The 26,433-nt window shown below is 74.5% G+C and carries 26 protein-coding genes; 18 read left to right on the forward strand and 8 right to left on the reverse strand.

The features are described from left to right. Window positions 1-17: 17 nt before the first annotated feature. Complete coding sequence (locus tag AB0O82_RS18310) at window positions 18-1,424, reverse strand: selenium-binding protein SBP56-related protein (RefSeq protein ID WP_363584795.1); 1,407 nt, start codon at window positions 1,422-1,424, stop codon at window positions 18-20. A gap of 247 nt (window positions 1,425-1,671) precedes the next feature. Here AB0O82_RS18310 and AB0O82_RS18315 point away from each other — a divergent pair, with 247 nt between their 5' ends. From AB0O82_RS18315 to AB0O82_RS18340, 6 genes are all read left to right on the forward strand, one after another. Further along, a complete protein-coding gene (locus AB0O82_RS18315) occupies window positions 1,672-2,673 on the forward strand; it encodes an alpha/beta hydrolase (RefSeq protein ID WP_363584797.1) in 1,002 nt (333 codons plus the stop codon). Window positions 2,674-2,756: 83 nt separating this feature from the next. Further along, entirely contained in the window at window positions 2,757-3,551 is a 795-nt protein-coding gene (locus tag AB0O82_RS18320; RefSeq protein ID WP_363584866.1) for a fused MFS/spermidine synthase, read from the forward strand. A 138-nt stretch (window positions 3,552-3,689) separates the two neighbouring features. Then, the gene (locus tag AB0O82_RS18325; protein ID WP_363584799.1) at window positions 3,690-4,502 is read left to right on the forward strand and encodes a class I SAM-dependent methyltransferase; all 813 of its coding nucleotides are present in this window, start codon (window positions 3,690-3,692) and stop codon (window positions 4,500-4,502) included. A gap of 202 nt (window positions 4,503-4,704) precedes the next feature. Next, a complete protein-coding gene (locus AB0O82_RS18330) occupies window positions 4,705-5,370 on the forward strand; it encodes a DedA family protein (RefSeq protein WP_363584801.1) in 666 nt (221 codons plus the stop codon). Between the two features lie 108 nt (window positions 5,371-5,478). After that, window positions 5,479-6,147 carry an O-methyltransferase gene (locus AB0O82_RS18335; protein WP_363584803.1) on the forward strand — a complete coding sequence of 223 codons (669 nt, stop codon included), beginning with the start codon at window positions 5,479-5,481 and terminating at the stop codon, window positions 6,145-6,147. Between the two features lie 34 nt (window positions 6,148-6,181). Beyond that, window positions 6,182-7,081: a Gfo/Idh/MocA family oxidoreductase gene (locus AB0O82_RS18340; protein WP_363584805.1), complete on the forward strand. Its 900-nt coding sequence runs from the start codon at window positions 6,182-6,184 to the stop codon at window positions 7,079-7,081. Between the two features lie 16 nt (window positions 7,082-7,097). On the opposite strand, the gene AB0O82_RS18345 is transcribed toward AB0O82_RS18340, so the two are convergent. After that, window positions 7,098-8,207: a hypothetical protein gene (locus AB0O82_RS18345; protein ID WP_363584807.1), complete on the reverse strand. Its 1,110-nt coding sequence runs from the start codon at window positions 8,205-8,207 to the stop codon at window positions 7,098-7,100. 289 nt (window positions 8,208-8,496) lie between these two features. Between AB0O82_RS18345 and AB0O82_RS18350 the strand changes: the two genes are divergently transcribed. From AB0O82_RS18350 to AB0O82_RS18360, 3 genes are all read left to right on the forward strand, one after another. After that, window positions 8,497-9,525, forward strand: coding sequence for a phosphotransferase family protein (locus AB0O82_RS18350; protein ID WP_363584809.1), 1,029 nt, complete (start codon window positions 8,497-8,499; stop codon window positions 9,523-9,525). A gap of 3 nt (window positions 9,526-9,528) precedes the next feature. Continuing rightward, window positions 9,529-10,740 carry an acyl-CoA dehydrogenase family protein gene (locus AB0O82_RS18355; RefSeq protein ID WP_363584811.1) on the forward strand — a complete coding sequence of 404 codons (1,212 nt, stop codon included), beginning with the start codon at window positions 9,529-9,531 and terminating at the stop codon, window positions 10,738-10,740. 137 nt (window positions 10,741-10,877) lie between these two features. Beyond that, a complete protein-coding gene (locus AB0O82_RS18360) occupies window positions 10,878-12,167 on the forward strand; it encodes an esterase (protein ID WP_363584813.1) in 1,290 nt (429 codons plus the stop codon). Between the two features lie 45 nt (window positions 12,168-12,212). Here AB0O82_RS18360 and AB0O82_RS18365 read toward each other — a convergent pair whose 3' ends face one another. From AB0O82_RS18365 to AB0O82_RS18375, 3 genes are all read right to left on the reverse strand, one after another. Then, a complete protein-coding gene (locus AB0O82_RS18365; RefSeq protein ID WP_363584815.1) occupies window positions 12,213-13,184 on the reverse strand; it encodes an NADPH:quinone oxidoreductase family protein in 972 nt (323 codons plus the stop codon). Continuing rightward, the gene (locus AB0O82_RS18370; RefSeq protein ID WP_363584868.1) at window positions 13,181-13,939 is read right to left on the reverse strand and encodes an SDR family oxidoreductase; all 759 of its coding nucleotides are present in this window, start codon (window positions 13,937-13,939) and stop codon (window positions 13,181-13,183) included. The genes AB0O82_RS18365 and AB0O82_RS18370 overlap by 4 nt, the downstream gene beginning before the upstream one ends. A 95-nt stretch (window positions 13,940-14,034) precedes the next feature. After that, complete coding sequence (locus AB0O82_RS18375; RefSeq protein ID WP_363584817.1) at window positions 14,035-14,793, reverse strand: SDR family oxidoreductase; 759 nt, start codon at window positions 14,791-14,793, stop codon at window positions 14,035-14,037. A gap of 207 nt (window positions 14,794-15,000) precedes the next feature. Between AB0O82_RS18375 and AB0O82_RS18380 the strand changes: the two genes are divergently transcribed. The 5 genes from AB0O82_RS18380 to AB0O82_RS18400 all read left to right on the forward strand — a co-directional run bounded on the left by AB0O82_RS18380 (window position 15,001) and on the right by AB0O82_RS18400 (window position 21,454). Next, the gene (locus AB0O82_RS18380) at window positions 15,001-15,630 is read left to right on the forward strand and encodes a TetR/AcrR family transcriptional regulator (RefSeq protein WP_363584819.1); all 630 of its coding nucleotides are present in this window, start codon (window positions 15,001-15,003) and stop codon (window positions 15,628-15,630) included. A 98-nt stretch (window positions 15,631-15,728) separates the two neighbouring features. Next, a complete protein-coding gene (locus AB0O82_RS18385; RefSeq protein WP_363584821.1) occupies window positions 15,729-16,358 on the forward strand; it encodes a maleylpyruvate isomerase N-terminal domain-containing protein in 630 nt (209 codons plus the stop codon). 233 nt (window positions 16,359-16,591) lie between these two features. Further along, window positions 16,592-17,182 carry a GNAT family N-acetyltransferase gene (locus AB0O82_RS18390; protein WP_363584823.1) on the forward strand — a complete coding sequence of 197 codons (591 nt, stop codon included), beginning with the start codon at window positions 16,592-16,594 and terminating at the stop codon, window positions 17,180-17,182. 199 nt (window positions 17,183-17,381) lie between these two features. Next, the gene (locus AB0O82_RS18395) at window positions 17,382-19,109 is read left to right on the forward strand and encodes a cellulose synthase catalytic subunit (protein WP_363584825.1); all 1,728 of its coding nucleotides are present in this window, start codon (window positions 17,382-17,384) and stop codon (window positions 19,107-19,109) included. Window positions 19,110-19,306: 197 nt separating this feature from the next. Next, the gene (locus AB0O82_RS18400) at window positions 19,307-21,454 is read left to right on the forward strand and encodes an acyltransferase family protein (RefSeq protein ID WP_363584827.1); all 2,148 of its coding nucleotides are present in this window, start codon (window positions 19,307-19,309) and stop codon (window positions 21,452-21,454) included. 91 nt (window positions 21,455-21,545) lie between these two features. On the opposite strand, the gene AB0O82_RS18405 is transcribed toward AB0O82_RS18400, so the two are convergent. Continuing rightward, window positions 21,546-22,169, reverse strand: a complete 624-nt coding sequence (locus AB0O82_RS18405; protein ID WP_363584829.1) for a hypothetical protein — start codon at window positions 22,167-22,169, stop codon at window positions 21,546-21,548. 144 nt (window positions 22,170-22,313) lie between these two features. Here AB0O82_RS18405 and AB0O82_RS18410 point away from each other — a divergent pair, with 144 nt between their 5' ends. From AB0O82_RS18410 to AB0O82_RS18420, 3 genes are read left to right on the forward strand one after another with little or no spacing between them, the layout of a single operon-like run. Next, window positions 22,314-22,544: a hypothetical protein gene (locus AB0O82_RS18410; protein WP_363584831.1), complete on the forward strand. Its 231-nt coding sequence runs from the start codon at window positions 22,314-22,316 to the stop codon at window positions 22,542-22,544. 25 nt (window positions 22,545-22,569) lie between these two features. Continuing rightward, window positions 22,570-23,076: a hypothetical protein gene (locus AB0O82_RS18415; protein WP_363584832.1), complete on the forward strand. Its 507-nt coding sequence runs from the start codon at window positions 22,570-22,572 to the stop codon at window positions 23,074-23,076. Continuing rightward, the gene (locus tag AB0O82_RS18420) at window positions 23,073-23,768 is read left to right on the forward strand and encodes a class I SAM-dependent methyltransferase (RefSeq protein WP_363584834.1); all 696 of its coding nucleotides are present in this window, start codon (window positions 23,073-23,075) and stop codon (window positions 23,766-23,768) included. Before AB0O82_RS18415 ends, AB0O82_RS18420 begins: the two co-directional genes overlap by 4 nt. Window positions 23,769-23,811: 43 nt before the next feature. Here the strand turns inward: AB0O82_RS18420 and AB0O82_RS18425 are convergent, their stop codons facing one another. Further along, window positions 23,812-24,285 (reverse strand): MarR family winged helix-turn-helix transcriptional regulator, encoded by a 474-nt coding sequence (locus tag AB0O82_RS18425; RefSeq protein WP_363584836.1) that lies wholly within the window; start codon window positions 24,283-24,285, stop codon window positions 23,812-23,814. A 57-nt stretch (window positions 24,286-24,342) separates the two neighbouring features. On the opposite strand from AB0O82_RS18425, the gene AB0O82_RS18430 reads away from it, so the two are divergent. Further along, window positions 24,343-25,173, forward strand: a complete 831-nt coding sequence (locus tag AB0O82_RS18430; RefSeq protein ID WP_363584838.1) for an alpha/beta hydrolase — start codon at window positions 24,343-24,345, stop codon at window positions 25,171-25,173. Between the two features lie 139 nt (window positions 25,174-25,312). Here the strand turns inward: AB0O82_RS18430 and AB0O82_RS18435 are convergent, their stop codons facing one another. Further along, window positions 25,313-26,401 carry an SDR family oxidoreductase gene (locus AB0O82_RS18435; protein ID WP_363584840.1) on the reverse strand — a complete coding sequence of 363 codons (1,089 nt, stop codon included), beginning with the start codon at window positions 26,399-26,401 and terminating at the stop codon, window positions 25,313-25,315. Window positions 26,402-26,433 lie beyond the last annotated feature (32 nt).

A 26,433-nucleotide genomic window follows, 5' to 3' on the forward strand; every position in this document is an offset into this window, starting at 1 on the left:
ACGGGCCGCTGGACGTCCTACCGGTAGCAGTAGGAGTCCGAGGAGGCGTCGCCGCCCGCGAGGTGGGTCTGGTGCACCCGTAGGCCCCGGAAGTCGGCGCCGTGCGGGAAGAAGCGCTCGTCGACGCTCAACCCGCCCGCCTCGGTGTCGGCGTCCAGCTTGACGATCCACGGCTCGATGCCGTCCGGGTAGAACTGGTCGTCCCAGGCGCCGTAGAGGGAGTTGGTGAGGTAGAGTCGGCGCCCGTCCCGGCTGATCTCGACCATCTGCGGGGCGCCGCTCAGTGGGCGTCCCGGCGCGGCCGGGTGCGGGGTGCGGGCGACGACCCCGCCCAGCCGCACCGAGTCGGCGAGTCTGGGGTGGAACGGATCCGACACGTCGTACTGGAACAGCTCGCCGGTGCCCCACGCGGACACGTACAGCCAGCGGTCGTCCACCGACAGGTTGATGTCCGTGATCAGCGGCGGCACCGCGCCGAACGGTTGCAGCGCGGGCGGCAGGTCCTCCGTCTTGGCGGGCTCGGCGGGGATCTCGATCACCTTGCGCGCAGTGAACGCCGGGCCCTCCCGGTACCAGAGCCAGACCGAGGCGGACAGGTCCTCGACGTTGGTCACCACCCCGGCGAAGCCCCACTCCGCCTGCGGATCGTGCGCCGGGCGCAGCTCCAGCACCATCTGGTACTGGTCGCCGAGGTCGACCCGTTGCAGGTGCCGCCCCGAGTCCAGCTCCCAGAAGTGCAGCGCGTGCCCGTACTTGCGGCCCAGCAGCAGCTCCGGGACGACCCCGCCCTCCACCATCCAGGGCGTGCCCCACTCGCTGGTCACCCCCACGTTCGTCCCCAGGTGCCACCAGACGTCGTACGCGAAGTGCTGCGGCCCGCGCTCCGTCTCCCAGGCGCGCAGCACCTCGAAGGTGGTGTGGTCCAGCAGCGCCACCCCGCCGGGCCCGTCGTTCCCGTCCCCGCTGCCCAGGCAGGACAGGAACACCCCGTCCGGTCCGCAGTGCAGGGTGTGCGGGCGCGAGTAGCCGGCCTTGGCGGCGAGTTCCGCCGCCTCGACGGTCTTGACGAGGCGCGGCCGGACGGGGTCGGGCCGGGTGTCCATCACGTGCAGCCGCGAGGAGCGCAGGCCCGGGAGGAGGAGGTAGCGCCGCTCGGGGTTCTCGTGGCAGGCGTGCGCCAGTGCGCTGGAGCAGGCGTTCCAGCCGAAGTGGTGCAACTCGTCGCCCAGTGTCGGAAGTTCGGCGAAGTTGAGGACCTTCCCGTAGCTCGCCGAGGCCGGATCGGTGTCCACGGTGAGCAGTGCGTCCGGCCGCTCCCCGGCCCGGTCGAACCCGGCGACGTACGCCAGCGTCTCCGGTGGCGCGGCGATCGCCTCGGCGGCCGAACGGTACAGCGACGGATCGGTGTGGCCGGCCTGCGGCATGTGTTCTCCTCAACTCGCCTGCGTGACAACCGGAGTTGGATCTGTCCGGGTAGCGTTCCACATGACCACCGGCGCACAGCAGGCGCACGGGGAGCGATCAGGAGGCGCGGACGGCCGGGTCACACCGGTGCCCCGCAGAGCGCCGCCCGACAGGCAGCCCCGGGCTACCGGCCGGTATTGTCGGGGTCCTGGATCAAGAGCACCTGCGACGGACGGCAGGTCGAGGATGAGGACGGGTGCGGCGCAGATGGAGTTTCGGGAAGACATCCTGGGTGCCCCCTACGAGACGGCCGAGCTGACGCTGCGGCCGGACGCCGAGGGGGAGGTCTGCGCGACGCTGGTGCGCCGTCTGGTGCCGGGGGCGGAGCGGGCCGTGCTGTACATCCACGGGTACAACGACTACTTCTTCCAGACCAACCTCGCCGACCACTTCGCCGCGCTCGGGTTCTCCTTCTACGCCCTGGACCTGCGCAAGTACGGCCGCTCCCTGCGCCCGCACCAGTCGCCGAACTTCGTGCGCGACCTCGCCGAGTACGACGAGGAGATCGACGAGGCGGTGCGGATCATCCGCGAGGTGGATGGGCACCGGAGGCTGCTGCTGAACGGGCACTCCACCGGCGGGCTGATCGGCGCGCTGTGGGCGGGGCGGCGCTCGGGGCGCGGCCTGGTGGAGGGGCTGTTCCTGAACAGCCCGTTCCTGTCGATGCCGGCCGCGCCCGCCGTGCGGACCGTCGGCGGCCCGGCCGTCACCGCGATCGGCCGACTGGCGCCCACCCGCGTGCTGCCGTCGACGCTCAACCCGCACTACACGCACAGCCTGCACAAGGACCACCGGGGTGAGTGGGACTTCGACCTCGCCCTCAAGCCCGCCGAGGGCTTCCCGCTGTACGCGGGCTGGCTGGCCGCCATCCACCAGGGCCACCGGCAGCTGCGGCACGGGCTCGGGATCGACGTGCCGGTGCTGCTGATGGCGTCGACCAAGTCGATCGCGACCACCAAGTGGCACAACGCCCTGCACCACGCGGACGCCGTGCTGCGCGCCGACGACATCGCCGGCCAGGGCCCGCGACTGGGCCGGCACGTCACCATCGTCCGGATCGAGGGCGGCATGCACGACCTGGTGCTCTCGGGCGAGGCCGCCCGCACCGAGGCCTTCGCCGAACTGGACCGCTGGCTCGCCGCCTACCTCGACGTCCGACTGGCGGACGTCCGGCCGGTGGACGCCCAGGCCGTGGGGGAGAGCGCGTGACGGACGAGCCGGTGACGGACGAGCCGGTGACAGACGAGCCGGTGCCGGTCGGGCGCCACACCGACCTCGGCTTCGCCAAGCTCATGCCGGACCTCGACCGGGACGGCGGCTGGCTGCTCACCCTGGACGGCACCCCGCAGTCCTACGTCGACCTCGCCGACCCGACCCACCTGGAGTTCGAGTACACCCGGCGGCTCGGCCACCTCGCCGACGCCCTCGCCCCCGCCGGGCAGCCGCTGGACGTGCTGCACCTCGGCGGCGGCGCGCTCACCCTGCCCCGCTACCTCGCCGCCACCCGCCCCGGCTCGCGCCAGCGGGTGGTCGAGGTGGACGGGCCGCTGCTCGACCTGGTCGCCGAGCACCTGCCCTGGCAGGGGCCCGGCGCGGACATCACCGCGACCGTCGGCGACGCCCGCGCCGCCCTCGCCGAGACCCCGCCCGGCAGCCGGGACCTGGTCATCGCGGACGTCTTCCACGGCTCGCGCACCCCCGCCCACCTCACCTCGGTGGAGTTCCTGCGGCTGGCCGCCGCCGCCCTGCGCCCCGGCGGCTGCTACGCCGCCAACCTGGCCGACGGCCCGCCGCTGGCCTTCGCCCGGGCCCAGGCCGCGACGGTCGGCGCGGTGTTCCCGTACACCTGCCTGGTCGCCGAGGCCCCGGTGCTGCGCGGCCGCCGGTACGGCAACATCCTGCTCGCCGGTTCGACGGCGCCGCTCCCGGCCGCCGAGCTCACCCGGCTGCTGGCCGGCGACATCTTCCCGGCCCGCCTCACCGACGGCGCCGACCTGGCCGCCCTGGTCGGCCGCACCGCCCCGGTCACGGACGCCGACGCCACCGACTCCCCGCCCCCGCCGGACGGCGCGTTCAGCATCGGCTGAGCGGCGCGGCGGCCCGAGCGTCCCCGCGTCCGGGGTGTCAGAATCGGCGGGTTCGGGCCGGAGCGTGGAGCACGCCGAGCGCGGAACACGTCCGGCGCGGAGCAGGTCCAGCGCGGAGCACATCCGAAGGAGTGAGCGATGAACGGCGGGGAGCGGCCGGAGTTGGCGGAGGTGCCGGAGACGGCGTTGTGGACGCTGTGGCACCGCGCGGTGGAGGCACGTCGGCCGGACACGGTGCTGGAGGACCCGAAGGCGGTCGAGCTGGTCGATCGGATCGACTTCCCGTTCGCGGAGCGCTTCGGGGAGGGCGCGCTGGTCAGCCAGTTGCAGGCGCTGCGGGCGGCCTGCTTCGACCGTGAGGTGGCGGACTTCCTGACCCGCTGCCCGCGCGGCACCGTGGTCGGCCTCGGGGACGGCCTGGAGACCCAGGCGTGGCGGGTCGACAACGGCCGGGCGGACTGGCTGTCGGTGGACCTGCCGGAGACGGCCGCGCTGCGGGAGCGGCTGCTGCCGCCGGACGAGCGGCGCCGGATCCTCGCCTGCCCGGTCACCGACCCGGGCTGGATGGACGAGGTGGATCCGGCCCACGGGGTGATGATCTGCGCCGAGGGCCTGCTGATGTACCTGCGGCCGGAGGAGGTGCGGGCACTGATCGCGGCCTGCGCCGAGCGGTTCCCCGGCGGGTCGATGGTGCTGGACGCGGTGCCGCGCTGGTTCAGCGCCCGGACCGTCCAGGGCAAGCTGCGGACCCGGCACTACCAGGCCCCGCCGATGCCGTTCGGCATGGACGCGGACGAGCGCGGCAAGCTGGCCACCGCGCACCCGGCGGTGACCGACGTGCGCGAGGTGTACCCGGAGGGCGGGCGGGGCCTGCTCCGCGCCCTGCTGCCGCTCGTGCGCCGGGTGAACGCGCGGCCGTCCGTGGTCGCACTTCGCTTTGCCGGATCTTGAAGAACGGCTGGTCACGCGGGAACCATGGGGCACCACCGCACGTCGTAACCACGGGTGATCGGCCGGGGGGACAGGCCGCCCGGCACGTTAGGCTGCCCTTATGGGGAAGCGGCCGCGTTGCCGCCATCGGACAACTGCCGGAACCGGCGTGCGGCACCGCTGAGGGCCGCGCCGGCTCCGACCTGCCACGGAGGTACTGGCCTTGCACATCGACGCCTGGATCGAGAGCGTCCCACCGACCGCGGTGTACGCCCTGGTCGGCCTGATCATCGGGCTGGAGTCGCTGGGCATCCCACTGCCCGGCGAGATCGCGCTGGTCACGGCCACCCTGATGGCGGTCAAGGGTGTGGTGAGCCCGGAGTGGATCGCGGTGGTCGCGATCCTCGGGGCGATCATCGGCGACTCGATCGGCTACTCGATCGGCCGCAAGGGCGGCAAGCCGCTGTTCGAGAAGCTCGGACGGAAGTTCCCCAAGCACTTCGGGCCGTCCCACCTGGCGACCGCCGAGCGCTCCTTCCAGAAGTGGGGGATGTGGGCGGTCTTCTTCGGCCGCTTCATCGCCCTGCTGCGCATCTTCGCCGGGCCGCTCGCCGGCGCGCTGAAGATGCCGTACTGGAAGTTCCTGATCGCCAACGTGCTGGGCGGCATCGTCTGGGCCGGCGGCACGACACTGCTGGTCTACAAGGTCGGCAAGAGCATCGAGCCCTGGCTGTCCCGGTTCTCCTGGGCGGGCCTGGCCGCGGCGGTGCTGATCGGCGGCGCCTCGGCCTGGTTCATGAAGCGCCGGGCCGCCAAGACCCACGCCAAGATCGAGGCGGAGGAGGCGGCCGCCGCGGCGACCGCCGCCAAGGCGCCCGTCGCGGAGTGAGCGGAGTAAGCGGAGTGACGAGGCGTCTGCACTGAGCACGGCGGGGCTGTCGGGCCCCCGGAGTAGCATCGGCGGGTACCTGCCGATCATGCACAACTGGAGGGCCCGATGACCCAGTCGACGTGGGATGCCGTGGACGCGTACTTCTCCGAGCAGCTGGTGGGGCACGACCCGGCGCTGGACGCCGCGGCCGCCGCCGCCGACGCGGCCGGGCTGCCGAAGATCGCCGTCGCCCCCAACCAGGGCAAGCTGCTGCACCTGCTGGCGCTGACCCAGGGCGCGCGGCGGATCCTGGAGGTCGGCACGCTCGGCGGGTACAGCGCGATCTGGCTCGCCCGGGCGCTGCCCGCGGACGGCACCCTGATCACCCTGGAGATCGACCCGAAGCACGCCGAGGTCGCCCGGGGAAACATCGCGCGCGCAGGGCTGGAGAAGGTCGCCGAGGTGCGGCTCGGCCGGGCCGCCGACTCGCTGGCCGCGCTGGTGGAGCAGGGCGTGGAGCCCTTCGACCTGGTCTTCATCGACGCGGACAAGCCCAGCAACCCCGAGTACTTCCGGCGGGCGCTCCAGCTGACCAGGCCGGGCTCGCTGATCATCGTCGACAACGTGGTGCGCAGCGGCGCCGTCGCCGACGCGGACAGCACCGACCCGGCCGTGGTCGGCACCCGGGCCCTGCACGATCTGATCGCCGCCGAGCCGAGGGTCACCGCCACGTCGGTGCAGACGGTCGGCAGCAAGGGCTATGACGGCTTCACGCTGGCCCGCGTACAGGGCTGAACCTTTTCAAGTACCACGGAGGAACGGAGACATCGTGCGGATCGGACTGCTGGGCGCCGGCCCCTGGGCGGAGCGGGTGCACGCACCCGTCCTCGCCGAGCACCCCGGGCTGGAGTTCACCGGCGTCTGGGCCCGCCGGCCCGAGGCGGCCACGGCCCTCGGCGGGGCGTACGGCGTCCCCGGCTACGCGGACCTCGACCAGTTGCTCGCCGAGGTGGACGCGGTCTCGATCGCGCTGCCGCCGACCGTGCAGGCGGGCCTCGCGGTTCGGGCCGCCGAGGCGGGCTGCCACCTGCTGCTGGACAAGCCGGTCGCGCTGACCGTGCCGGACGCGCAGGCCGTGGCCGAGGCCGTCCGGGCCCACGGGGTCGCCTCCGTGGTCTTCTTCACCGTCCGCTTCGGCGGGGAGCAGATCCCGTGGATCGAGCAGCAGGCGGCGCTGGGCGGCTGGTTCACCGGCCGCTCGGACTGGCTCGGCTCGGTGTTCGCCCCCGGCAGCACCAGCCCGTACGCGGCCTCGCCGTGGCGCGAGGAGAAGGGCGCGCTGTGGGACGTCGGCCCGCACGCGCTGTCGGTGCTGCTGCCGGTGCTCGGCGACGCGACGCAGGTCACGGCGGTGGCCGGCCCGCTGGACACCGTCCACCTGGTGCTGCGGCACGCCGACGGCGCCTCCAGCACCCTGGCGCTGAGCCTGACCGCGCCGGTCGGCGCCGGTGGCGCCGACCTGGAACTGCGCGGCGAGCACGGCATCGCCCACCTGCCCGAGCGCGGCGAGGGCCCGGCCGCCGCCCTGCACCGCGCCCTGGACGCCCTCCAGGCCTCGGCCGCCACCGGCCAACCGCACCCCTGCGACGCGGAGTTCGGCCTGCGCGTGGTCGAAATCCTGGCCGGCGCCGACCACTCCCTGGCCACGGGCGCACCGGTCGCGGTCTGACGCCCGTCGACGGAGGTCAGACCGACGGCAGGGTGGGGTTGGTCGGGCCCGGGCGGCGGTCGGTGGGGCGGGCCGGAGGGATGACGGGGGCGTGGAAGTCGCGCGGCCCGGTCCACAGGGCGGGGACGGCGTCGCCGCGGCGGGCGAGTTCGTAGGCCAGCGCCTCGTAGTTGACGCGCCAGCCGTGGAAGTGCTGCCAGGCCTCGTCGACCGGGCGCTCGCGGGGGAAACCGGCGGACGTGATCATGGCGACGGCGCCGATGTACTCGGTGTAGGTCAGGCGGATCGGGACGTCCGGGTCCGGGTCCGGGTCGAAGTCGATCCGCACGGAGCGGCCGATGTCGCGCAGCGCGGTGAAGCCCGCGCGCAGCACCAGGCGGGCCTCGGGCGGGGCCGAGCGCGGGCAGAGCGCCAGGTGGAGGGCGGCCGCGTCGAGCACCGCGATCAGGCCGACCACCCAGCTGCGGTTCGGCTGCGGGGAGCGGAAGGACAGCAGCACCGGGTAGTTGGAGTGGCTCTCGCCGATGTCGGCGGCCAGCCGTTCCCAGTCCCGGTAGAGCTGGGGGAGCGCGGTCTCGGTGTCGACGAGGGACTGCCGGGCCAGCAGCTCCGGGCCCCAGGCGGGCTCGCCGGCCCGGGACTGGAGGAGCGTCACCTCGGTCTCCCGCCGCTGGTAGGCGGCGTAGAGGGTGGGCAGGTAGGCGATCTGGAGGGCGATCACCAGCGGCCCGCTGGCGGCGGCCATGAAGTCGATCGCCGAGAGTTGCAGGCGCTCGCCGCTGGCGTAGCCGAGGGTGAAGAGGCTGGATCCGGCCTCCCGGATGGCCACCGACCAGCTGAGCTCGGACGTGCCGTGCAGCAGCAGGGTGTAGGCGAGCAGCATGCCGCTGAGCCACACCCCGAGCATGCCGAGCAGGATCAGCGGTGCCAGCCAGGTCAGGGCCCGGTCCTGCGCGTAGTAGCCGCGGAACGGTGTCGCGTAGAGCCGGAGCACGGTCCGCAGCACCCGCCAGAGGCGCTGCACCAGCGCCGAGTACAGCCCGCGCGGGACGACCAGCGTGCGCAGGATGCTGCCGACGATGAGCAGGAGCAGCAGGGCGCCGGCCAGGGAGTGGATCAACCTCATGGCGCCATTGTGGCGGTCGGGCGGAGCGGCTGCGGCGCGGGGCGCCGGGTTACGGGACGGCGGAGGCCAGGTGCCGCTGGAATGCCTCGGCGGCCGCGACGGTGTAGAAGCGCCTGATCCGGTCCGAGGAGCCGGGCACGCGGATGTGTTCGTGGCGCTCGTGGTCCCAGAGGCCCCAGGGCGCTTTCCAGGGCTCGTGGCGTGCGGGGCGGCATTGACAGCGAGTGGCGTCCGGCTGAATGCTAAGCAAGCGCTTAGTCAATGACGCCCCGTCCCGAGGAGCCGCCCGATGCCCGAGACCCCCGCCGAGCCGCCCGGGCTGGACCTGGCCCGCCTCCGCGCCCACCTGGACCGCGAGCTGCCCGGGCTCGTCCAGGGCCCGCTGCGGGTCGACCTCATCGAGGGCGGCCGCTCCAACCTCACCTACGTCCTCACCGACGGCACCGGCCGCTGGGTGCTGCGCCGCCCGCCGCTCGGACACGTCCTGGCCACCGCGCACGACATGGGCCGCGAGTACCGCGTCATGACCGCCCTGCGCGACACCGACGTGCCCGTCCCGCGCACCCTGCTGCTCGATCCCGGCACGGAGGTGCTCGGCGCCCCCTGGTACCTGATGGAGTTCGTCCCCGGCCTCGCGCACCGGGCCCTCGCCCCGTTCGCCGCCCTCGGCGAGCAGCGGGTCCACGCCCTCGGCCGACGGCTGGTCGACACCCTCGCCGCCCTGCACCGGATCGACCCGGCCGACGTCGGCCTCGTGGACTTCGGCCGCCCCGACGGCTACCTGGAGCGCCAACTGAGGCGCTGGTCCACCCAGTTGGCGAACTCCCGCAGCCGCGAACTGCCCGACGTGGAGCGGTTGCACGCCCTGCTCGCCGAGCGGCGGCCGATCTCCCCGGCGCCCGCCCTGGTGCACGGCGACTACCGGCTGGACAACGTGCTGGTCGGCGACGGCGACGCGATCACCGCCGTGCTGGACTGGGAGATGTCCACCCTCGGCGACCCGCTCACCGATGTCGGCCTGCTGGTGATGTACACCGAGGTCGCCGGCGTCGGCGGCGGCATCATCCCCTCCGCCGCGACCGCCCCCGGCTTCCCGAAGCCGGACGAACTAGTCGCGTACTACGCAGAGTTGACCGGCCGCCAGGCCGCCGACCTGGACTGGTACGTCGCCTTCGCCTCCTTCAAGCTCGCCGTCGTCGCCGAGGGCATCCACTACCGCTACCAGCAGGGCCGCACCCTCGGCGCGGGCTTCGAGCGGGCCGGCGAGATGGCCCCGATCCTCGCCCGGTACGGCCTGAGCACCCTCAAGGAGCACTGACCGATGGACTTCGCCTACGACGCCCGCACCGACGAACTCCGCGAGCAACTGCTGGCCTTCATGGACCAGCACGTGCACCCGGCGGAGGCGGCCCTCGCGCAGCAGCTCGCCGACCCGGCCCGCGAGGCCTGGAGCATCCCGCCCGTCGTCGCCGAACTCCAGGCCGAGGCGCGCAAACAAGGCCTGTGGAACCTCTTCCTCCCCGGGGAGGGCGGCGCCGGCCTGACCAACCTCCAGTACGCACCGCTCGCCGAAATCACCGGCCGCAGCCCGCACTTGGCCCCGCCCGCGCTCAACTGCGCGGCCCCCGACACCGGCAACATGGAACTGCTCGCCCAGTTCGGCACCGCCGAGCAGCGCGAGCGCTGGCTGCGCCCGCTGCTGGACGCCGAGATCCGCTCCGCCTTCGCGATGACCGAGCCCGAGGTCGCCTCCTCGGACGCCACCAACATCGCCACCCGGATCGAGCGCGACGGCGACGAGTACGTCGTCAACGGCCGCAAGTGGTACATCACCGGGGCGATGAACCCGCAGTGCCGGATCCTCATCGTGATGGGCAAGACCGACCCGGCCGCCGAACCGCATCGCCGGCAGAGCATGGTGCTCGTCCCGCGCGACACCCCCGGCGTCACCGTCAGGCGCGGCATGACGGTCTTCGGCTACGACGACGCGGACCACGGCGGCCACGCCGAGGTGCTGTTCGAGGACGTCCGCGTCCCGGTCGGGAACCTGATCGGGGAGGAGGGCGCGGGCTTCGCCATCGCCCAGGCCCGGCTCGGACCCGGCCGGATCCACCACTGCATGCGCGCGATCGGCATCGCCGAGCGCGCCCTGGAGTTGATGTGCCGCCGGGTGAACGGGCGGGTCGCCTTCGGCCGGCCGCTCGCCGAGCAGGGCGTGGTGCAGGACTGGATCGCCGAATCCCGGGTCAGGATCGAGCAGTTGAGGTTGCTCGTACTCAAGACCGCCTGGCTGATGGACACCGTCGGCAACCGGGGCGCGCACACCGAGATCCAGGCGATCAAGATCGCCACCCCGCGCACCGTCGAGTGGATCCTCGACAAGGCCGTCCAGGCGCACGGCGCCGCGGGCGTCAGCCAGGACACCCCGCTCGCGCAGCTCTGGGCCGGCAACCGCACCCTGCGGCTGGCCGACGGCCCGGACGAGGTGCACAAGCGCTCGCTGGCCCGGCGGGAGCTGCGGCGGCACCCGTAGGGGTGTCATACCGGAGTACTCAGGGGCGGGTTGGCTCCTGGGTATGACGGCCGCGGCCCGCCCCCGCCCGTACTGTCCTGATCAGCAGGTCGGCAGATCAGAAGGCCGGCAGGTCGACGGGGACGAGGAGAGACATCATGGGCGGGCGGGGACGGGCCGCGGCGGCGGTACTGCTGGCGGCGACGGCGGTGCTCGGAGTGGTCGGCGCCCCCGGGGTGGTGGCGGCAGCACCGGCGCCCGGGGCGGACGGCGGCGGCGAGCGGCAGGCCCGGGCCTGGCTGCCGGAGCCCACCGGGCCGTACCCGATCGGCACCACCACGCTGCACCTGACCGACGCCGGGCGGGAGGACCCCTGGAAGCCTGGGCAGCGCCGCGAGCTGATGATCAGCCTCTGGTACCCGACCGCCCGCCCGGCCACCGGCGCCGACCGCGCCCGGTACATGGCGCCCGCCGCCGGCGAACACTTCGGCACCGAGGGCAGCATCGGCCAGGCGAACCACGGCGCCACGCCCGGCCGCACCGACTGGGCGGGCATCCGCACCCACGCCCGGCCCGACGCCCCCGCCCTGCCCGGCGGCCCGCGCCCGGTGGTGCTGTACTCGGCCGGCCTCGGCGACCCGCGCACCTGGGGCACCGGGCTGGTCGAGGACCTGGCCTCGCGCGGCTACGTCGTGGTCACGCTGGACCACACCTACGAGGCCTCCGAAGTCGCCTTCCCCGACGGGGAGCTGGCCACCTCCGTGTTCCCCGCGCTGGTCGGACAGCCCGGCCTGGACATCGGCGCGGTGCTGCGCGAGTCGATGCGGACCAGGGTCGACGACACCCGCTTCGTGCTGGACGAACTCGGCGGCCTGCGCCTGGACCCACGGCTGCCGGCCGGTCTCGCCGCCTCGCTGGACCTCGACCGGATCGGCATGGTCGGCCACTCGGCGGGCGGCTTCACCGCCCTCCAGGCCATGCACGACGACCCGCGCATCGCGGCCGGCGTCAACCTGGACGGCCAACTGCACTTCCCCGGCCCCGACGGTCACACCGGGGTGTACCTGCCCAGCGTCGCCCAGGACGGCCTGGACCGCCCGTTCCTGCTGATGGGCACCCGCAACGAGGACTCCGGGGACCACCACCGGCAGCCCGGCTGGGACGCCCTCTGGCAGCACAGCACCGGCTGGCACGCCGACGTCACGCTGAACGGCTCCCGGCACGGCTCCTACACCGACGCGCAGTCCCTGCTGCCCCAGCTCGCCCGGCAGGGCGCGATCACCCCGGAGCGGCTGAGCGCCGACGTCGGCGACGTCCGCCCCGACCGGGCGGTGCTCGCCACCCGCTCCTACGTCGCGTCCTTCCTCGACCGCTGGCTGCGCGGACACGACGACCACCTGCTGGACGGGCCCTCGGCGCGCTTCCCGGAGATGGAGTACGCGCGGTAGGGCACATCCGCCGACCACCGCACCGCGCTCCCGTCGAGCCTGCCGTCAGTCCCCGAGGACGGCGATCCGGCCGGTGCTGCGCCCGTCGGCGACGAGCTGGACGGCGTCGGCGGCCCCGGTGAGCGGCACCCGGGCGCTCACCAGGGGGCGGACCACCCCTTGGGCGGCGAGGCGGGTCAGTTCGTCGTGGGCGGCGCGGACGGCCTGCGGGTCATGGGTGTTGTAGAGGCCCCAGTGCAGGCCGAGGATGGCGTAGTTCTTCACCAGCGCGTGGTTGAGCGCCGGTGCCGGGATCCGGCCGGCGGCGAAGCCGACCACCACGATCCGGCCCTCGAAGGCGACGCACTTGGCGGAGCCGGTGTAGGCGTCCCCGCCGACCGGGTCGAAGACCACGTCCGCGCCGCGCCCGCCGGTGAACTCCTTGACGGCGGCGACGAAGTCCCCGGCCGTCCGGTCCACCACCAGGTCGGCGCCGAGCGCCCGGGCCGCCTGCGCCTTGGCGGGGCCGCCGACCACGGCGACCACCCGGGCCCCGGCGGCCCGGCCCAGTTGGACCGCCGCGCTGCCCACGCCGCCCGCCGCCGCGTGCACCAGCAGCGTCTCGCCGGTCGCCAGCCGGGCCCGGCGGTGCAGGGCGAACCACGCGGTCTGGTAGCCGATGTGCAGCGCGGCCGCCTCGGCGTCGTCCAGCGCCCCGGGAGCGGGGAAGGCGGCGGCCGCGTCCAGCAGCGCGTACTCGGCGAAGGCGCCGTGCGGCAGCACCGGGTTGCCGATCAGCCGCTCGCCCCGCCGCGCGCCGTCCGCCACCTCGCCGCACAGCTCCACGCCGGGCGTGAACGGCAGCGGCGGGCGGACCTGGTACTGGCCGTGCACCATCAGCGCGTCCGGGAAGTTGACCGCCGCGGCCCGCACCCGGACCAGCAGCTGCCCCGGCCCGGCCACCGGCCGCGGCACCTCCTCGGCCAGCCGCATCACCTCGCCCGGCTCGCCGAGCCGCTCCACCTGCCAGGCCCTCACAGCGCCTCGCTCCTCTCCAGCCCCTGCTGGAGCCGGTTCATCCCGTTGATCCAGCGGTCCGGTTCGGTGGCCCGGACCCGGTAGTACTCGGCGACCTCGGGGTGCGGCAGGATCAGGAAGCGGCCCTCGCGCAGCCCGGCCAGCGCCGCCTCGGCGACGTCCTCCGGGTCCAGCGCGGTGGGCGCGAGCAGGGCCTCGCCGACCGCGCCGGTCGAGGCGAGCATGTCGGTGCGCACGCCCTGCGGGCAGAGCGCGTGCACCCGGACGCCGCGGTGGCGGTACGTCGCGGAGAGCCACTCGGCGAAGGCGAGCGCGCCGTGCTTCGTGACCGCGTACGGGGCCGATCCCAACATGGTGAGCAGCCCGGCGGCGGAGACCGTGGCGAGGAAGCGGCCGCCGCCGCGCTCCAGCCAGCGGGGGAGCAGCAGGTCGGCGGCCCGGACGTGGGCGAGGACGTTGACCTCCCAGGCGCTCGCCCAGGCCGCGGCGGGCGCGTCGGCCCCGCCGACCGGGGCGACGCCCGCGTTGGCGCACCACACGTCGATCTCGCCGAGCGCGGCCCGGGCCTGCCCGACCAGGGCGGCCAGCCCCTCGGGGGAGGCGGCGTCCCCGGGGGCGGCGGTGCCGCCGCAGTCCCCGGCGACGGCGCGGGCGGCGCCGGCGTCCAGGTCGTTGACCACCACCCGGGCGCCGGCCGCGGCGAAGGCCCGGGCCAGGGCGGCGCCGATGCCGCGCCCGCCGCCGGTCACGACCACGCCCTGGCCGGCGAAGTCCGTCGCCGGAGCGTCCGTGTCCGCTGTGTCCGTTGCCGGGGCCTCCTGGCCCTCTGCCTCCGCGTCCGCCGCGCCGCTCACAGGCCGCCGCCGAGGGTGACGCCGCCGTCGACGACCAGGGTCTGGCCGGTGATCCAGGCGGCGTCCGCGGAGAGCAGGAAGGCGACCGCGCCCGCGACGTCCTCGGGCACGCCGAGCCGGCCGAGCGGGTAGGCGGCGGCGACCTGCTCCTCCCGGCCCTCGTACAGGGCCTCGGCGAACCTGGTCTTGACCACGGCGGGGGCGACGGCGTTGACCCGGATGCCCTGGCCGCCCAGCTCGGCGGCGAGTTCGGTGGTGAGCCGGATCAGTGCGGCCTTGCTGACCCCGTACATGCCGATCCCGAGCGAGGAGCGGATGCCCGCGACGGAGGCCACGTTGACCACCGAGCCGCCGTGCTCGCCCATCCAGGCGGCGTGCGCGCGGCGGGTCCAGGCCAGCGGGGCCAGCACGTTGACGGCGAGGATCTTGGCGGCGGCGACCTCGTCGGTGTCGAGGACCGGGCCGTAGAGAGGGTTGATGCCGGTGTTGTTGACCAGGTGGTCGAGCCGGCCGAAGGCCTCCAGGGTGCGGGCGACGGCCTCCTCCTGGTGGACCGGGTCGTCGGTCTTCCCGGCGACGGCGATGGCGTTCTCCGGCCCGCCCAGGTCGTGGACGGCCTCGGCGAGCGGCTCGGGGTTGCGGGCGGTCAGGCAGACCTTGGCGCCGCGGGCGACCAGCTCGCGTGCGATGCCGAGGCCGATGCCCCGGCTCGATCCGGTGACGACGGCCACCCGGCCCTTGAAGGAGTGCGCCACGGAGGGTCCTGCCTTTCGCACGGAACGTTCGACGGGGGTGCCGGGTGGACGGAGACGCCGGTTCGGCGGGGGTGCCTGGTCGGCGGGTGTGCCGGCCCATCGGCTGACTAAGCGCTTGCTCAGCATGGTGTCGGTGCGGGAGCCTGTCAACAGCCCGTCGACCGGGCGGCGGGAATGTGTGTACGAGTTCTCTGGGAGGATGGCGCCATGACCAGCACGCCCATCGCCGACCTCTGGCGCACCCTGCCCGGCGGCGCCGACTCCCGCCCCGAGGCGGCGTACCGGCTGCTCCAGGCGGCCGTCGAATCCTTCGCGGAGCGCGGTTTCCACGCCACCACCACCCGGGACATCGCCACCGCCGCCGGGATGAGCCCGGCGGCGCTGTACATCCACTACCAGTCCAAGGCCGCGCTGCTGGCGGAGATCAGCCAGGCCGGGCACGCGGCCACGCTGGAGCTGGTCCGGGCGGCGGCGTCCGGCGAGGGCGGCCCGGTGGACCGGATGCGCCGGCTGGTCGAGGAGTTCACCGCCTGGCACGCCCGGGCCCGTACGGTCGGCCGGGTGGTCAACTACGAACTGCACGCGCTGCCCGAGGACGCCTACGCGGTGGTCGCGGCGCTGCGGCTGGACATCGAGCGCGAGGTCAGCGCGCTGATCGAGGCGGGCGTGAGGGCCGGTGTCTTCCAGGTGTCCGAGGTTCGGACGGCGGCCCGCGCGGTCACCTCGCTGGGCATCGACGTCTCCCGCTGGTTCACCGACCGCTCCACCGAGACGCCGGATGAACTCGGTGGTCGCTACGGCGAGTTGGTGCTGCGGATGCTCGGCGCCCGGATCTGATCCGCCGGGCCGACCGGCCAGTCCTCGACTTTCCGGACGTCCTCGGCCGGCGGCCGGTAGGATGACAACTCAGTTGCCATGTGTTCCGAGGAGGACCGATGACGCGTCAGACCGACGATGTTCCCGCCCTGCTGACCGAGGCCTGGGCCTCCTGGGCGGAACGCGGCGCGGCCCTGGACGAGGCGTCGTGGGGGCTCGCCACCCGGTTGCCCGGCTGGACCGTCCGGGATCTGTACGCGCACGTGGCGCCGGTGCCGGAGATGTTCGCCGGGCTGCGCGGGGCCCTGGTGGACGGCCCAGCCGAGGTGACCGCCGGGGTCGGCATCCTGCGGGCCTACAACCGGCCGGGCGGGATCGCGCACACCGCCGCCGAGCAGGTCGCCGAGACGGCGAAGCAGACCGCCGCGGCGGCCGAACCGGCCGAGCTGGTCGCCCGGTTCGGGGCCGAGGGCCCGGCGGCCCTGGCCGGCATCGCCGACCTGGCGCCCACCGCCGCGGTGGCCCACCCGCTGCTCGGCTCGGTGACGGTCGGCGCGCTCGGCGAGGTGGCGCTGATGGAGGCGACCGTCCACCTGCTCGACCTGATCGCGGCGATCGGCGGCCCGCCGCCGTCCGACGGCGCCCTGCACTTCACCCGCGCCCTGCTCGCTGAGGTCGCCGACCCGGTGGCCTTCATCGAGGCGGCGGCCGGTCGAGGCACCACGGCGGTCCTGCCCGTCATCCGCTGACGCCGGGGCGCGGCGCGTAGGCCGCGACGGCGGAGCTGTGCCCGGGGTGGACGGCGGCCGGGCCCGCGCCCCGCCGGCCGGGCCTGTGGGGGCCGTCGCCGCAGGTCCCGGGTCTCGGGGCCGGTTCGCGGGCTGTGGCACGATGCCCGCAGGCCGGTCACCAGGGACGGCCCGCGCCACGCCGCAGGCACGAGCGGCGGGCGGTTCCACCGCACGCAGAATGAGGACCCGCCATGTCCGAGACCATCCCCAGCCACGCCCGGCCCACCGGGCAGCCCGCCTTCCGCCCCGCCACCCTCGCCGACGTACCGGCGCTGGTCGAGCTGGTCGAGTCCGCCTACCGCGGCGACGCCAGCCGGGCCGGCTGGACCACCGAGGCGGACCTGCTGGAGGGCCAGCGCACCGACGCCGAGGGCGTCGCCGAGGTCATCGGCCGCTCCGACGGGGTGCTGCTGGTCGCCGAGCGGGACGGCCAGTTGGTCGCCTGCTGCCAGCTGGAGCACCGCGGGGACCGTGCGTACTTCGGCATGTTCTCGGTGCGCCCCGGGCTCCAGGGCGGCGGCCTCGGCCGGGCCGTGCTCGCCGAGGCCGAGCGGCTGGCCGGCGAGGAGTGGGGCGTGGGCGAGCTGGAGATGACCGTGATCGAGCAGCGCGCCGACCTGATCGCGTGGTACGAGCGGCGCGGCTTCCGCCGGACCGGGGTCTTCACCCCGTTCCCGTACGGCGACGAGCGTTTCGGTGTCCCGCTGCGCCCTGATCTGCGGTTCGAGAAGCTGACGAAGGAGCTGACGAAGGCGCTGAACGGGTCGCTGGAGGAGGCCTGACCGACGGGGTGCGGGCCGGCGGTGCTCGGGGTCGAATCCATGATCGCTTGACGGTTCGTCGGTACGTGATGCCATGTCAAGTCACTGACCAGGGGCGATGCGGAGATGTCATACCTCGTTCATGATTGGTCTAGGCCAATGTGAGAGGCTGAGGGCGAACGGCCACGTTCCGTCCCATGCCCAGGGGGGCCACTTCCGCATGCCCGTACTCCATGGCACCGCCATGCCCGCGCCCGAGGCCGGCCCGCGCCGGATCCCCGCGGACCCCGACCTCCGCCTGCCCAGCCCGCCCGACGACGAGGAGCTCTACTGGTACTTCGGCCCGCAGCGCCGCTGGGTGCTGCTCTGCGCCACCCTCTCCTACGCGGGAGCCACCGCCACCCTCGGCCTGTTCGCCCTCAGCCGGCCGCTGCTCTGGCCCTTCCTGGTGCTCACCGTGCTCAACGCGGCCACCTGGCTGCTCTCGCTCACCGACGGCCAGCGCGCCCGCCGCTACACCCGCGACTCGCACGACCTGCTGATGCGCGCCTGGCAGCCCGCCCGCCACCCGAGCGTCGACCTGCTGCTGCCGACCGCCGGCGAGCCGCTGGCCGTCCTGGAGAACGCCTACCGCCACACCGCCGCCGTCCAGTGGGCCGGCGCGCTGACCGTCATCGTCCTCGACGACGCCGCCCGCCCCGAGGTGCGCGAACTCGCCGAGTCCTACGGCTTCCAGTACCGGGCCCGCCCCGACCGCGGCCGGTTCAAGAAGGCCGGCAACCTCAACCACGGCCTGGCCGAGGGCAACGGCGAGATCGTCGCCGTCCTGGACGCCGACTTCTGCCCCCGCCCCGACTTCCTGCACCACCTGGTGCCCTACCTCGACAACCCCGAGGTCGGCATCGTGCAGAGCCCGCAGTGCTTCGACACGGACGCCGACATGTCCTGGCTCGAACGCGCCGCGGGAGCCACCCAGGAGATCTTCTACCGCTGGATCCAGCCCTCCCGGGACGCGCAGGACGGCACCGTCTGCTGCGGCACCAACGCCCTCTACCGCCGCGCCGCACTCATGCGCGTCGGCGGCTTCGCCGAGATCGACCACAGCGAGGACCTCTACACCGGCCTCTCGCTCGCCCGCGCCGGGTGGACCACCCGGTACGTGCCCGCCCTGGTCGCCAAGGGCATGTCGCCCACCGGCCTCCCGGCCTTCATCAGCCAGCAGTACCGCTGGTGCCTCGGCTCCCTGGCGCTCGTCCGCGACCCGGACTTCCGCCGCGGACCGCTCCCTCGCTCCGCCCGGCTCTGCTTCTGGAACGGCATCCTCGGCTACGTCACCAGCGCGGTGAACGTCTTCGCCGTCCCGCTGCCGGCCCTGATCATGCTGTTCTTCGCCCCCGGTGAGATCCAGCCGTGGCAGGTGCTGCCGTTCCTGCCGCCGATCTGGGTCTCGCTCGTCCTGCTGCCCGCGATGTCCCGCACCCGCTGGCGCTTCGAGGTCACCCGGGTCCAACTCCTCGGCGGACTCTGCCACGTGGTCGCCATCGCGCACGCGCTGCGCCGCCGCAGTGCCGACTGGGTGCCCACCGGCGCCGTGTCGGGCGGCAGTTCACTGGCCAAGGCGGTCGCCCGGATCGGCGTCGGCTGGCTGGGGTTCGTCGTCCTCGCGGGCATCGCCGGACTCGTGCGCGCGGCCGTGCTGTACGGCTGGCAGCCCTACTGGGCGCTCACCGCGCTGCTCGCGCTCACCGCGTACACCATGATCCCGCTGATCCGGTCCCTGTGGCCGCTCCTGCGCGGTGGCAACGGGGCCGCCGTCGGAGAGGTCGCCCCGCCCGTGCGGCGCCGGTCCGACCTGGGATTCGGCCACGCGGAGGCCGTCGCCGTCACCGCCGTGCTGCTGCTCTGTGGGCTGCTGGCCTCCGGCTGGGCCGATCCGCTGATCTTCTGACGCTCCGTCAACTCCGCTCGTCGATTCCACTCCATCAACTCCTGACGTCAAAGTCGATGTCTGACGACCCATCAACTTCGTTCGGATCCACCGCGTTTCCCAGCGCGTCGCCCCACCGGCGCGGATGCGCCGCCCGGCCGCCCCATCGGCCCGGCGGTCCCGACCACCCGCTGCCTGCCCCTGCGAGGAGCACCGCCGTGTCAACGGCCGTACCACCACCGTCGTCGTCCCCTTCCTCTCCTGCCGCCACCGCCTCGGCCGAGCTGCTGCCCGGCGTCGTCCGAATGGACCGGCAGGCCGCGCCCGAGCGGCGCCCCTCCGCAGAAGCCGTCGCACCGCCGCAGGCCCAGCGGCGCACCGGCTTCCGCCCCGACATCGAGGGCCTGCGCGGCGTCGCCGTCCTCTCCGTCCTCGCCTACCACGCCGCCGTTCCCGGCTTCGCCGGCGGCTACGTCGGCGTCGACGTCTTCTTCGTCATCTCCGGCTTCCTCATCACCGGACTGCTGCTCGGCCGCCCGATCGGCCTGTGGGACTTCGCCGCCCGCCGCGCCCGCCGCATCCTGCCCGCCGCCGCCACCGTCCTGGTCGCCACCGCCGTCGCCGGTGGCGCGCTGCTCGACCCGCTGCGCGGCACCGACCTCGCCCGCGACCTGATGGCCTCCGCCGGACAGTTCGTCAACTGGCGCTTCGTCGGCCAGCAGACCGACTACCTGGCCGCCGAACACGCCCCGAGCCCGCTCCAGCACTTCTGGTCGCTCGGCGTGGAGAACCAGTTCTACCTGCTGTGGGGCGTTCTGCTGCTCGGCCTCGCCCGCTTCCTGCACGGCCGCCGCCGCACCGTCGCGATCACCCTGGCCACCACGGCCATCGGCGCGGTCTCGTTGCTGCTGTGCGTCCGGTGGACGGCGACCTCGGCGCCGCTCGCCTACTTCTCCACCGGCAGCCGGCTCTGGGAGTTCGCGGCCGGCGCGTGCGCGGCGCTGCTCGCCGGCGCGCTGGCCGGCCGCACGCAGCGGCGCGGGACGGCCTGGTCGCTGCGACTGCTCGGCTGGGCCGGCGCCGCCGCCGTCCTCGCGTCGATCCTGCTCTACGACCGGAACACCCCCTTCCCCGGCACCGCCGCGCTGGTGCCCGTCCTCGGCGCCGCCGCCGTCCTGCTCGCCGGCCCCGCCCACCGCGCGCTCGGCGCCACCGACGCCGGGCGCCTCCTTGACAGCCGCCCGCTGCGCGCCGCCGGACGCCTGTCGTACGCCTGGTACCTCTGGCACTGGCCGGTGCTGACCATCGCCCAGGCCCGCTACGGCGCCCTGCCCTGGACCACCCTGGCCGCCCTCGCCGCAGCCAGCGCGCTGCCCGCCTGGCTCACCATGCGGCTCGTCGAGCAGCCGCTGCGCTACGGCAGCAGCCCGGCGCCGCGCCGGGGCCTCGCGGTCGGCGCAAGTGCCCTCGTCATCCCGCTGATCGCCGCCCTCACCCTGGGTGGCGGCACGGTCCGCGCCCTCGGCGGCACCGCCGACACCCCCTCCGCCGCCCCGGCCGGGGCCCCGACCGGCCCCACCCTGCTCGCCCCCGGCGCGCGGGTGCTCGGCCTGACCCCCTCGCTGGCCCGCGCCCGGGAGGACTTCCCGCCCGGCAAGGGCTGCGAGATCCCGCTGAACGCCGACAGCAGCCCGCGCTGCCTGTTCGGCGCCGAGGACAGCCCCGACCGGATCGTGCTGCTCGGCGACTCGCACGCCGGCCAGTGGATATCCTCCACACTCGCGATGGCCGAGCAGCGGCACTGGGCCCTGGAGGTCCTGGTCAAGCCCGGCTGCCCGCTCGCCACCCTCACCGTGCGCAACAACGTCCTCGGCCGCACCTTCGAGGAGTGCGACCGCTGGCGCGAGAACACCCTCACCCGGCTCACCTCCGGGCCCAGGCCGCGCCTCGTCCTGATGGCCGGCCTCAACCGCTACGGCAGCCAGGAGGAACGCGCCCAGGGCTGGACCCGCACCCTGGACCGCCTCGCCGCCGTCGGCGCCCCGCTCGCCTACCTCGGCGACACCCCGATGCCCGGCAAGGACATCCCGACCTGCCTCGCCGCATCCGACGGCCGCTCGGATGCCTGCTTCTTCCCGCGCGACACCGCCTTCGAGCCGGACCCGATGCTCGACGGTGGCCTCGCCGCCCGCTACGGCGTCCGCACCCTGGACCTGGGCCCGCTGCTGTGCCCCGGCAGCGGACCGGACTGCCCGGCGGTGCTGGAAGGCGTAGTGCTGTACCGCGACACCGGCCACATCACCGACACCCTGGCCCGCGTCCTGGCGCCGCGCCTGGACAAGGGAATCCTGGAGGCGGCCGGGTAGCGCGGCTCCACCGCCTGGGGCGCCCCGCCGGATCGGTCCGGCGGGGCGCCCTCGTCGTGCGGGTGCGGGTGCGGCCGCCGCAGGCGTTTTTTCAGCCGTAGATGCTGTGGCAGAGGCGGGCCTGCTCCGAGCCCGCGGGCCAGCGGCCGACGCGTTCGGCCTGGTCGCAGATGCCGCCCGCGCCGAGGGTGGGCGGCGCCGTGCCGGGGGCCGGAGCCGCCGGGGTGGCGCCGGCGGGGGCGGTGCCGTGGGCCGACGGCGAGGGGTGCGCGGTGCGGCCGGGCTTCGGGTGCGCGGTCGCCGCGTGCTGCGCGTCGGCCGGCTCGTCCTCGTTCGGCGCGGCCGCCGCCGTGGCCGTGGCCAGGGCCGGTCCGGCGCCCTGTGGCGTGGGCGGCGGCAGCGGGGACGGCGCGGGCGTGGTGGGGAGCGGGGAGAACGCGGGCGGGTCCGGAGCCGCCGGGTCGGACGCGGAGGGGGAGGCGTGCGGCAGGGCCACCACGTCCAGCTCGTCTCCCGACCCCGGCCCGCACATCGCCAGGACGGCGGCGAGGACGGCGACGGTCCCGACGGTCGCGGCGGCCCACACCTTCCGCGACCGCCGCGACGCCGGTGCGGGCGCCGGAACGGGGGCCGGCGCGAACCCGGTGGGTACCGGGGGTGGCTGCCACGCGTCCTGCGGCCACTGCCACTGTCCTCCGGTGGGCTGCCCAGTCATCTTGTCGTCCTTCCAGCGCCGAACCCCCCACCGAATCCCCCGTCATGCCTTCCCCGTGCTCAACGAGCGCGCCGACGCCGGGACATGACCCGGAAGAGGGGTCTGGAGGGGCGCCGATTGCCGCCGCGCCACATGCTGGGGGGCATGGAGACCAACAGCACGTCCAAGCACCTGGTCGAGGTGGCCGACTTCCGGACCGACAGCCGCTACCGCCTGGTCCACTTCGAGGGCCACGGCTGGGAGCCGCTCGCCCCCGAGGAGTTCGAGCCCCGGATCCGCCAGCTCTTCCCGGACCTCGACCCGCGAGATCCGGTCCGCGTCCACTGGGCGGATCGCCCCTGGGAGTGGCCCCTCTGGCACCCCGGCGAGGCGTGAGCCGCGCTTTCGTTACGCTGTCCGGGTGAGCGTGGATCATTTCTGGCGCCGCCTGCCCGGCCAGGAGGTCGACACCTGCTCGCCGGCGGAACTCGGCGAGCTCGTCCCCGACCGGCAGGACGTCCGCTACGACCAGCTGGCCTCCGCCGGGCTCCTCCTGGGCGTGCGGAGCACCGCCCGGCTGATGGAACTGGCCCTCACCGAGAACGGCCTGCACCCCGACCCGGCCGCCCGCCTGCCCGTGTACGGCGGCGAGCGCCGTGAACCCGACGCCGCGCAGACCGATCCGCTGGTGCTGAGCCCCGCGCAGGTCGCGGCCGCCTTCACCTTCCTGCGCGACTCGGCGCTCGGCGAACTCGTGCGCCAGCAGGACACCGTGCTGGCCCGGACGGTCGCGCGCCTCGGGTACCCGACGCCGTGGTCCGAGACCTGGGCGTCCCGGGTGGTCGCCGACCTGCGGGAGCTGCGGGACTTCTTCGCCCACGCGGCGGCGGCCGGTGACGCGGTGGTCGTCCGGGACCGGAAGGCATGATCGGGGTGGACGAGTTGGGCGGGGTGGAGGACGTGAAAGGGGTGGGCGGGGTGGAGGACGTGAAAGGGGTGGGCGGGGTGGAGGACGTGAAAGGGATGGACGGGCTTTCGAGCACCGCCGGTTACGCCGAGGCGGCGGAGGAACTCGCCGTCCAGTACGAGAGCGTGACCTTCGCCGAGGTCCACGCGGACCTGCTGCACAGCTACCCGCCCCCGCCCGCCGCCGTCCTCGACGTGGGGGCCGGCACCGGGCGCGACGCGGCCGCCCTCGCCGCCCTCGGCCATCCGGTGGTGGCCGTCGAGCCGACCGCCGAACTCCGTTCCGTCGCCGAGCGGTTGCACGTGGGCTCCGGCGTGCGCTGGGTCGCCGACGCGCTGCCCGAGCTGCCGCGGCTGAGCGCCGGCGCCGAACGCTTCGACCTGGTCCTGCTGACCGCCGTCTGGATGCATCTCGCCCCCGCCGAGCGGCCGTTGGCGATGGCCGCCCTCGGTCGGCTGCTGGCCCCGGGCGGGCGCCTCGCCCTGACCCTGCGCCACGGCCCCGTCCCGCCGGGCCGCCGGATGTTCGACGTCCCGCCCGAGGAGACCGTCGCGCTCGCCGCCGCCCGGGGCCTGCGACTGCTCCACCGCGCCGAACGCGGCGACCTGCACGGCCGGTCCGGCGTCCGCTGGACGAGCCTGGTCTTCGGGTAGGCCGCTCTCCTGCCGTCCGGGCCGCGCCTGCGCGGTACGGGGGTCAGTTCACGTCGACGTTGTCGAAGAGTTCGAGCATCTGCGTGAGGACGTGCACGCAGGCGGTCAGGTCGGCGTCGGTCAGCTCGCCGCCGACCTGGCGGAGCAGGGCGTGCTCGCGGGCGCTCGCGGCGGAGACGGCGGCCCTGCCGTGGTCGGTCAGCCGGATCAGCGAGGACCGCTGGTGGGCGGGGTTCGGGGTGATCTCGACCAGGTCCAGGGCTACCGCGTCGTTGACCATGCGCTGCACGAACTGCCTGCTCAGCGCTTGTGCGCGGCCCATCTGAGGGACGGTCATGGGCCCGTGCTCCGCGAGCAGGAGCAGCACGGCGCGCACGCCGACGGACAGCCCCTCGATGGGAGCCGCGAGTTCCACCTTGCGGAGCACCCGCCGGTACAGCGGGCCGACCAGGTCGAACACGTCCATGAGCCGGTGGGCGAGGACGTCGGGCGGGAGCGGGGCATCGGTATCGGTCACCCCGTCATCATGGCACCTGGGTTGCCAATCCTCGCGGGGGATGACAACTTGGTTGTCATGACTGACGCATCTGACGTGTTCTCGTTCGACGACGGCCGCAGCCACCTCGCCTACCGTGACATCGGGTCGGGCCGACCCCTGGTGCTGGTGCACGGCGGCCTGCTCGACCACCGCATGTGGAGCGACCAGATCGCCGCCTTCGCGGCCGACTACCGGGTGATCGCGCCGGACGCCCGCGGCCACGGCGGATCCTCCAACGCGACCGGCCCGTTCCGGCACACCGACGACCTCGCGGCCCTGCTGCGCCACCTCGGCACCGGCCCCGCGATCCTCGTCGGGCTGTCGATGGGCGGCGCCATCGCCGTCGACACCGCGCTCGAACACCCGGACGTGGTCGAGGCGTTGGTCGTCAGCGGCGTCGGCACCAGCGAACCCGAGTTCGAGGACCCGTGGCTCGGCGAGATCGAGGCCGAGGAGGCCCGCGCCATGGCCGCGGGCGACCTCGAAGGCTGGATCACGGCGTTCACCCGGCTCGCGGCCGGCCCGCACCGCACCCTCGACGACGTCGACCCGGACATCGTGCGCACGTTGAAGGACATGACCCGGCGAACCCTCGCCAAGCACACCCCCACCGAACCCGACCACCAGGTGCCCGTCACCGACACCTGGGCGCGGGCGGCGAAGATCGGCGTCCCGGTGCTGGCCATCAACGGCGGCATCGACTCCGACGACCACCTCGGCATGGCCGAACGCCTCGTCCGCAGCGTCGCCGACGGCCGTACGGCGACGGTCGACGGCACCGGCCACTACCCCAACATGGAATGCCCGGACGCCTTCAACGAGCTCCTCGACGACTTCCTCCGGACCCTGCCGGTGCACGAGGGCTGACGGTGGATCCTGCTCACGGGCGCCTTCCGGATGGAGTCTCACCCCAAGGCTGACAGCGGCAGTTCGCCACCGGCTGGCCGGCCGACCGGCCAGCCGGGCCGCTTCGCGCTCGTCATGGACCCGCACGGCGCGCCGTGGTTCACCGGGGCGGGGCGCCGAAGTCCTCGGCGACCAGCCGGTCGGCCCAGCGCCGGAGGGCCGGGGCGAGGGGCGGGTGGACGAGGCCGGCGGCGGTGGCGAGGCGGTCGGCGGAGGTGGTGTCGTAGCGGTCCTCGGAGAGGAAGCCGAGGGTCTCCGGGTCGGCGCCGGTGAGGGCGCGGGGGAGGCGGCGGACGATGGCGACGGGGACCAGGCCGCGGGGCGGGCGGACGCCGAGGTGGGCGGCGATGAGCGCGATCAGGTCCGGGAGCACGGGGGTGGCGGGGTCGAGGACGGTGTGGGCCATCAGGGCGGAGCCGTCGGGTGCGGGGGTGGTGGCGCTGTCGTGCGCGGGGACGGCGGCGAGGAAGCGGGCCAGGTGGTCGACGGTGACCACGGGCAGGAAGGTGCGGCGGGTGCCGGGCAGCAGCGGCAGGCGGCCGCGGTGCAACTGGCGGACGAGCTGGGCCAGGCCGAGGTACTGGCCGGCCTCGCCGGTCCGCGAGTGGCCGATGACGCTGCTGGGGTTGACGGTGGTGAGCGGGACGCCGAGTCGGGGTGCGGTGACCCGGACGGCGGCGTCGCCGAGCAGCTTGGAGGCCTCGTACGCGCCGAGGCACGCGTAGGCGGCGGTGGTGGCGCGGGGACTGGGCGGGTACAGCGGCTGCGGGTCGCGGCCGACGCGGTAGCCGGAGAGGTGGACCAGGCGGCGCAGCCGGGGCCGGGTGGCGGACCAGTGGAGGGCGTGCAGGGCGCCGTGGACGTTGGCGGGTTCGGCCTGGGCGCGGGTGAGGCCGAACTGGTAGCGGGCGGCGAGGTTGTGGACGTCGCGGACCTCGGTGAGCCGGGCGTCGTCCTCGGGGGAGAGGCCGAGGCCGGGATGGGTGAGGTCGGCGGCGACGGTGGTCAGCGCGGTGTCGTCGGCGCCGTGGGTGCGCAGCCAGCGGCGTAGTTCGGTGTCGCGGCCGACGCCGCGCACGGCGGCGGCCACGGGCTCGCCGCGGGTGAGGAGTTCGAGGACGAGCCAGCGGCCGAGGAAGCCGGTGGCGCCGAGGACGAGGGTGCGGGGCGATGGCGGGAGGGGCGGCATGGGGCAACTCCTGAAGCTGGAATCTGTAGACC

Origin of the sequence: Kitasatospora sp. NPDC088264 (assembly GCF_040685715.1) — a bacterium.
Lineage (GTDB): Bacteria > Actinomycetota > Actinomycetes > Streptomycetales > Streptomycetaceae > Kitasatospora.

Excerpts from the sequence above, each read along its gene's own strand:
- AB0O82_RS18310 (WP_363584795.1), bottom strand. The coding sequence starts at position 1,424 with ATGCCGCAGGCCGGCCACACCGATCCGTCGCTGTACCGTTCGGCCGCC.
- AB0O82_RS18315 (WP_363584797.1), top strand. The coding sequence starts at position 1,672 with ATGGAGTTTCGGGAAGACATCCTGGGTGCCCCCTACGAGACGGCCGAG.
- AB0O82_RS18320 (WP_363584866.1), top strand. The coding sequence starts at position 2,757 with ATGCCGGACCTCGACCGGGACGGCGGCTGGCTGCTCACCCTGGACGGC.
- AB0O82_RS18325 (WP_363584799.1), top strand. The coding sequence starts at position 3,690 with ATGAACGGCGGGGAGCGGCCGGAGTTGGCGGAGGTGCCGGAGACGGCG.
- AB0O82_RS18335 (WP_363584803.1), top strand. The coding sequence starts at position 5,479 with ATGACCCAGTCGACGTGGGATGCCGTGGACGCGTACTTCTCCGAGCAG.
- AB0O82_RS18345 (WP_363584807.1), bottom strand. The coding sequence starts at position 8,207 with ATGAGGTTGATCCACTCCCTGGCCGGCGCCCTGCTGCTCCTGCTCATC.
- AB0O82_RS18350 (WP_363584809.1), top strand. The coding sequence starts at position 8,497 with ATGCCCGAGACCCCCGCCGAGCCGCCCGGGCTGGACCTGGCCCGCCTC.
- AB0O82_RS18355 (WP_363584811.1), top strand. The coding sequence starts at position 9,529 with ATGGACTTCGCCTACGACGCCCGCACCGACGAACTCCGCGAGCAACTG.
- AB0O82_RS18360 (WP_363584813.1), top strand. The coding sequence starts at position 10,878 with ATGGGCGGGCGGGGACGGGCCGCGGCGGCGGTACTGCTGGCGGCGACG.
- AB0O82_RS18380 (WP_363584819.1), top strand. The coding sequence starts at position 15,001 with ATGACCAGCACGCCCATCGCCGACCTCTGGCGCACCCTGCCCGGCGGC.
- AB0O82_RS18385 (WP_363584821.1), top strand. The coding sequence starts at position 15,729 with ATGACGCGTCAGACCGACGATGTTCCCGCCCTGCTGACCGAGGCCTGG.
- AB0O82_RS18390 (WP_363584823.1), top strand. The coding sequence starts at position 16,592 with ATGTCCGAGACCATCCCCAGCCACGCCCGGCCCACCGGGCAGCCCGCC.
- AB0O82_RS18395 (WP_363584825.1), top strand. The coding sequence starts at position 17,382 with ATGCCCGTACTCCATGGCACCGCCATGCCCGCGCCCGAGGCCGGCCCG.
- AB0O82_RS18405 (WP_363584829.1), bottom strand. The coding sequence starts at position 22,169 with ATGACTGGGCAGCCCACCGGAGGACAGTGGCAGTGGCCGCAGGACGCG.
- AB0O82_RS18410 (WP_363584831.1), top strand. The coding sequence starts at position 22,314 with ATGGAGACCAACAGCACGTCCAAGCACCTGGTCGAGGTGGCCGACTTC.
- AB0O82_RS18420 (WP_363584834.1), top strand. The coding sequence starts at position 23,073 with ATGATCGGGGTGGACGAGTTGGGCGGGGTGGAGGACGTGAAAGGGGTG.
- AB0O82_RS18430 (WP_363584838.1), top strand. The coding sequence starts at position 24,343 with ATGACTGACGCATCTGACGTGTTCTCGTTCGACGACGGCCGCAGCCAC.
- AB0O82_RS18435 (WP_363584840.1), bottom strand. The coding sequence starts at position 26,401 with ATGCCGCCCCTCCCGCCATCGCCCCGCACCCTCGTCCTCGGCGCCACC.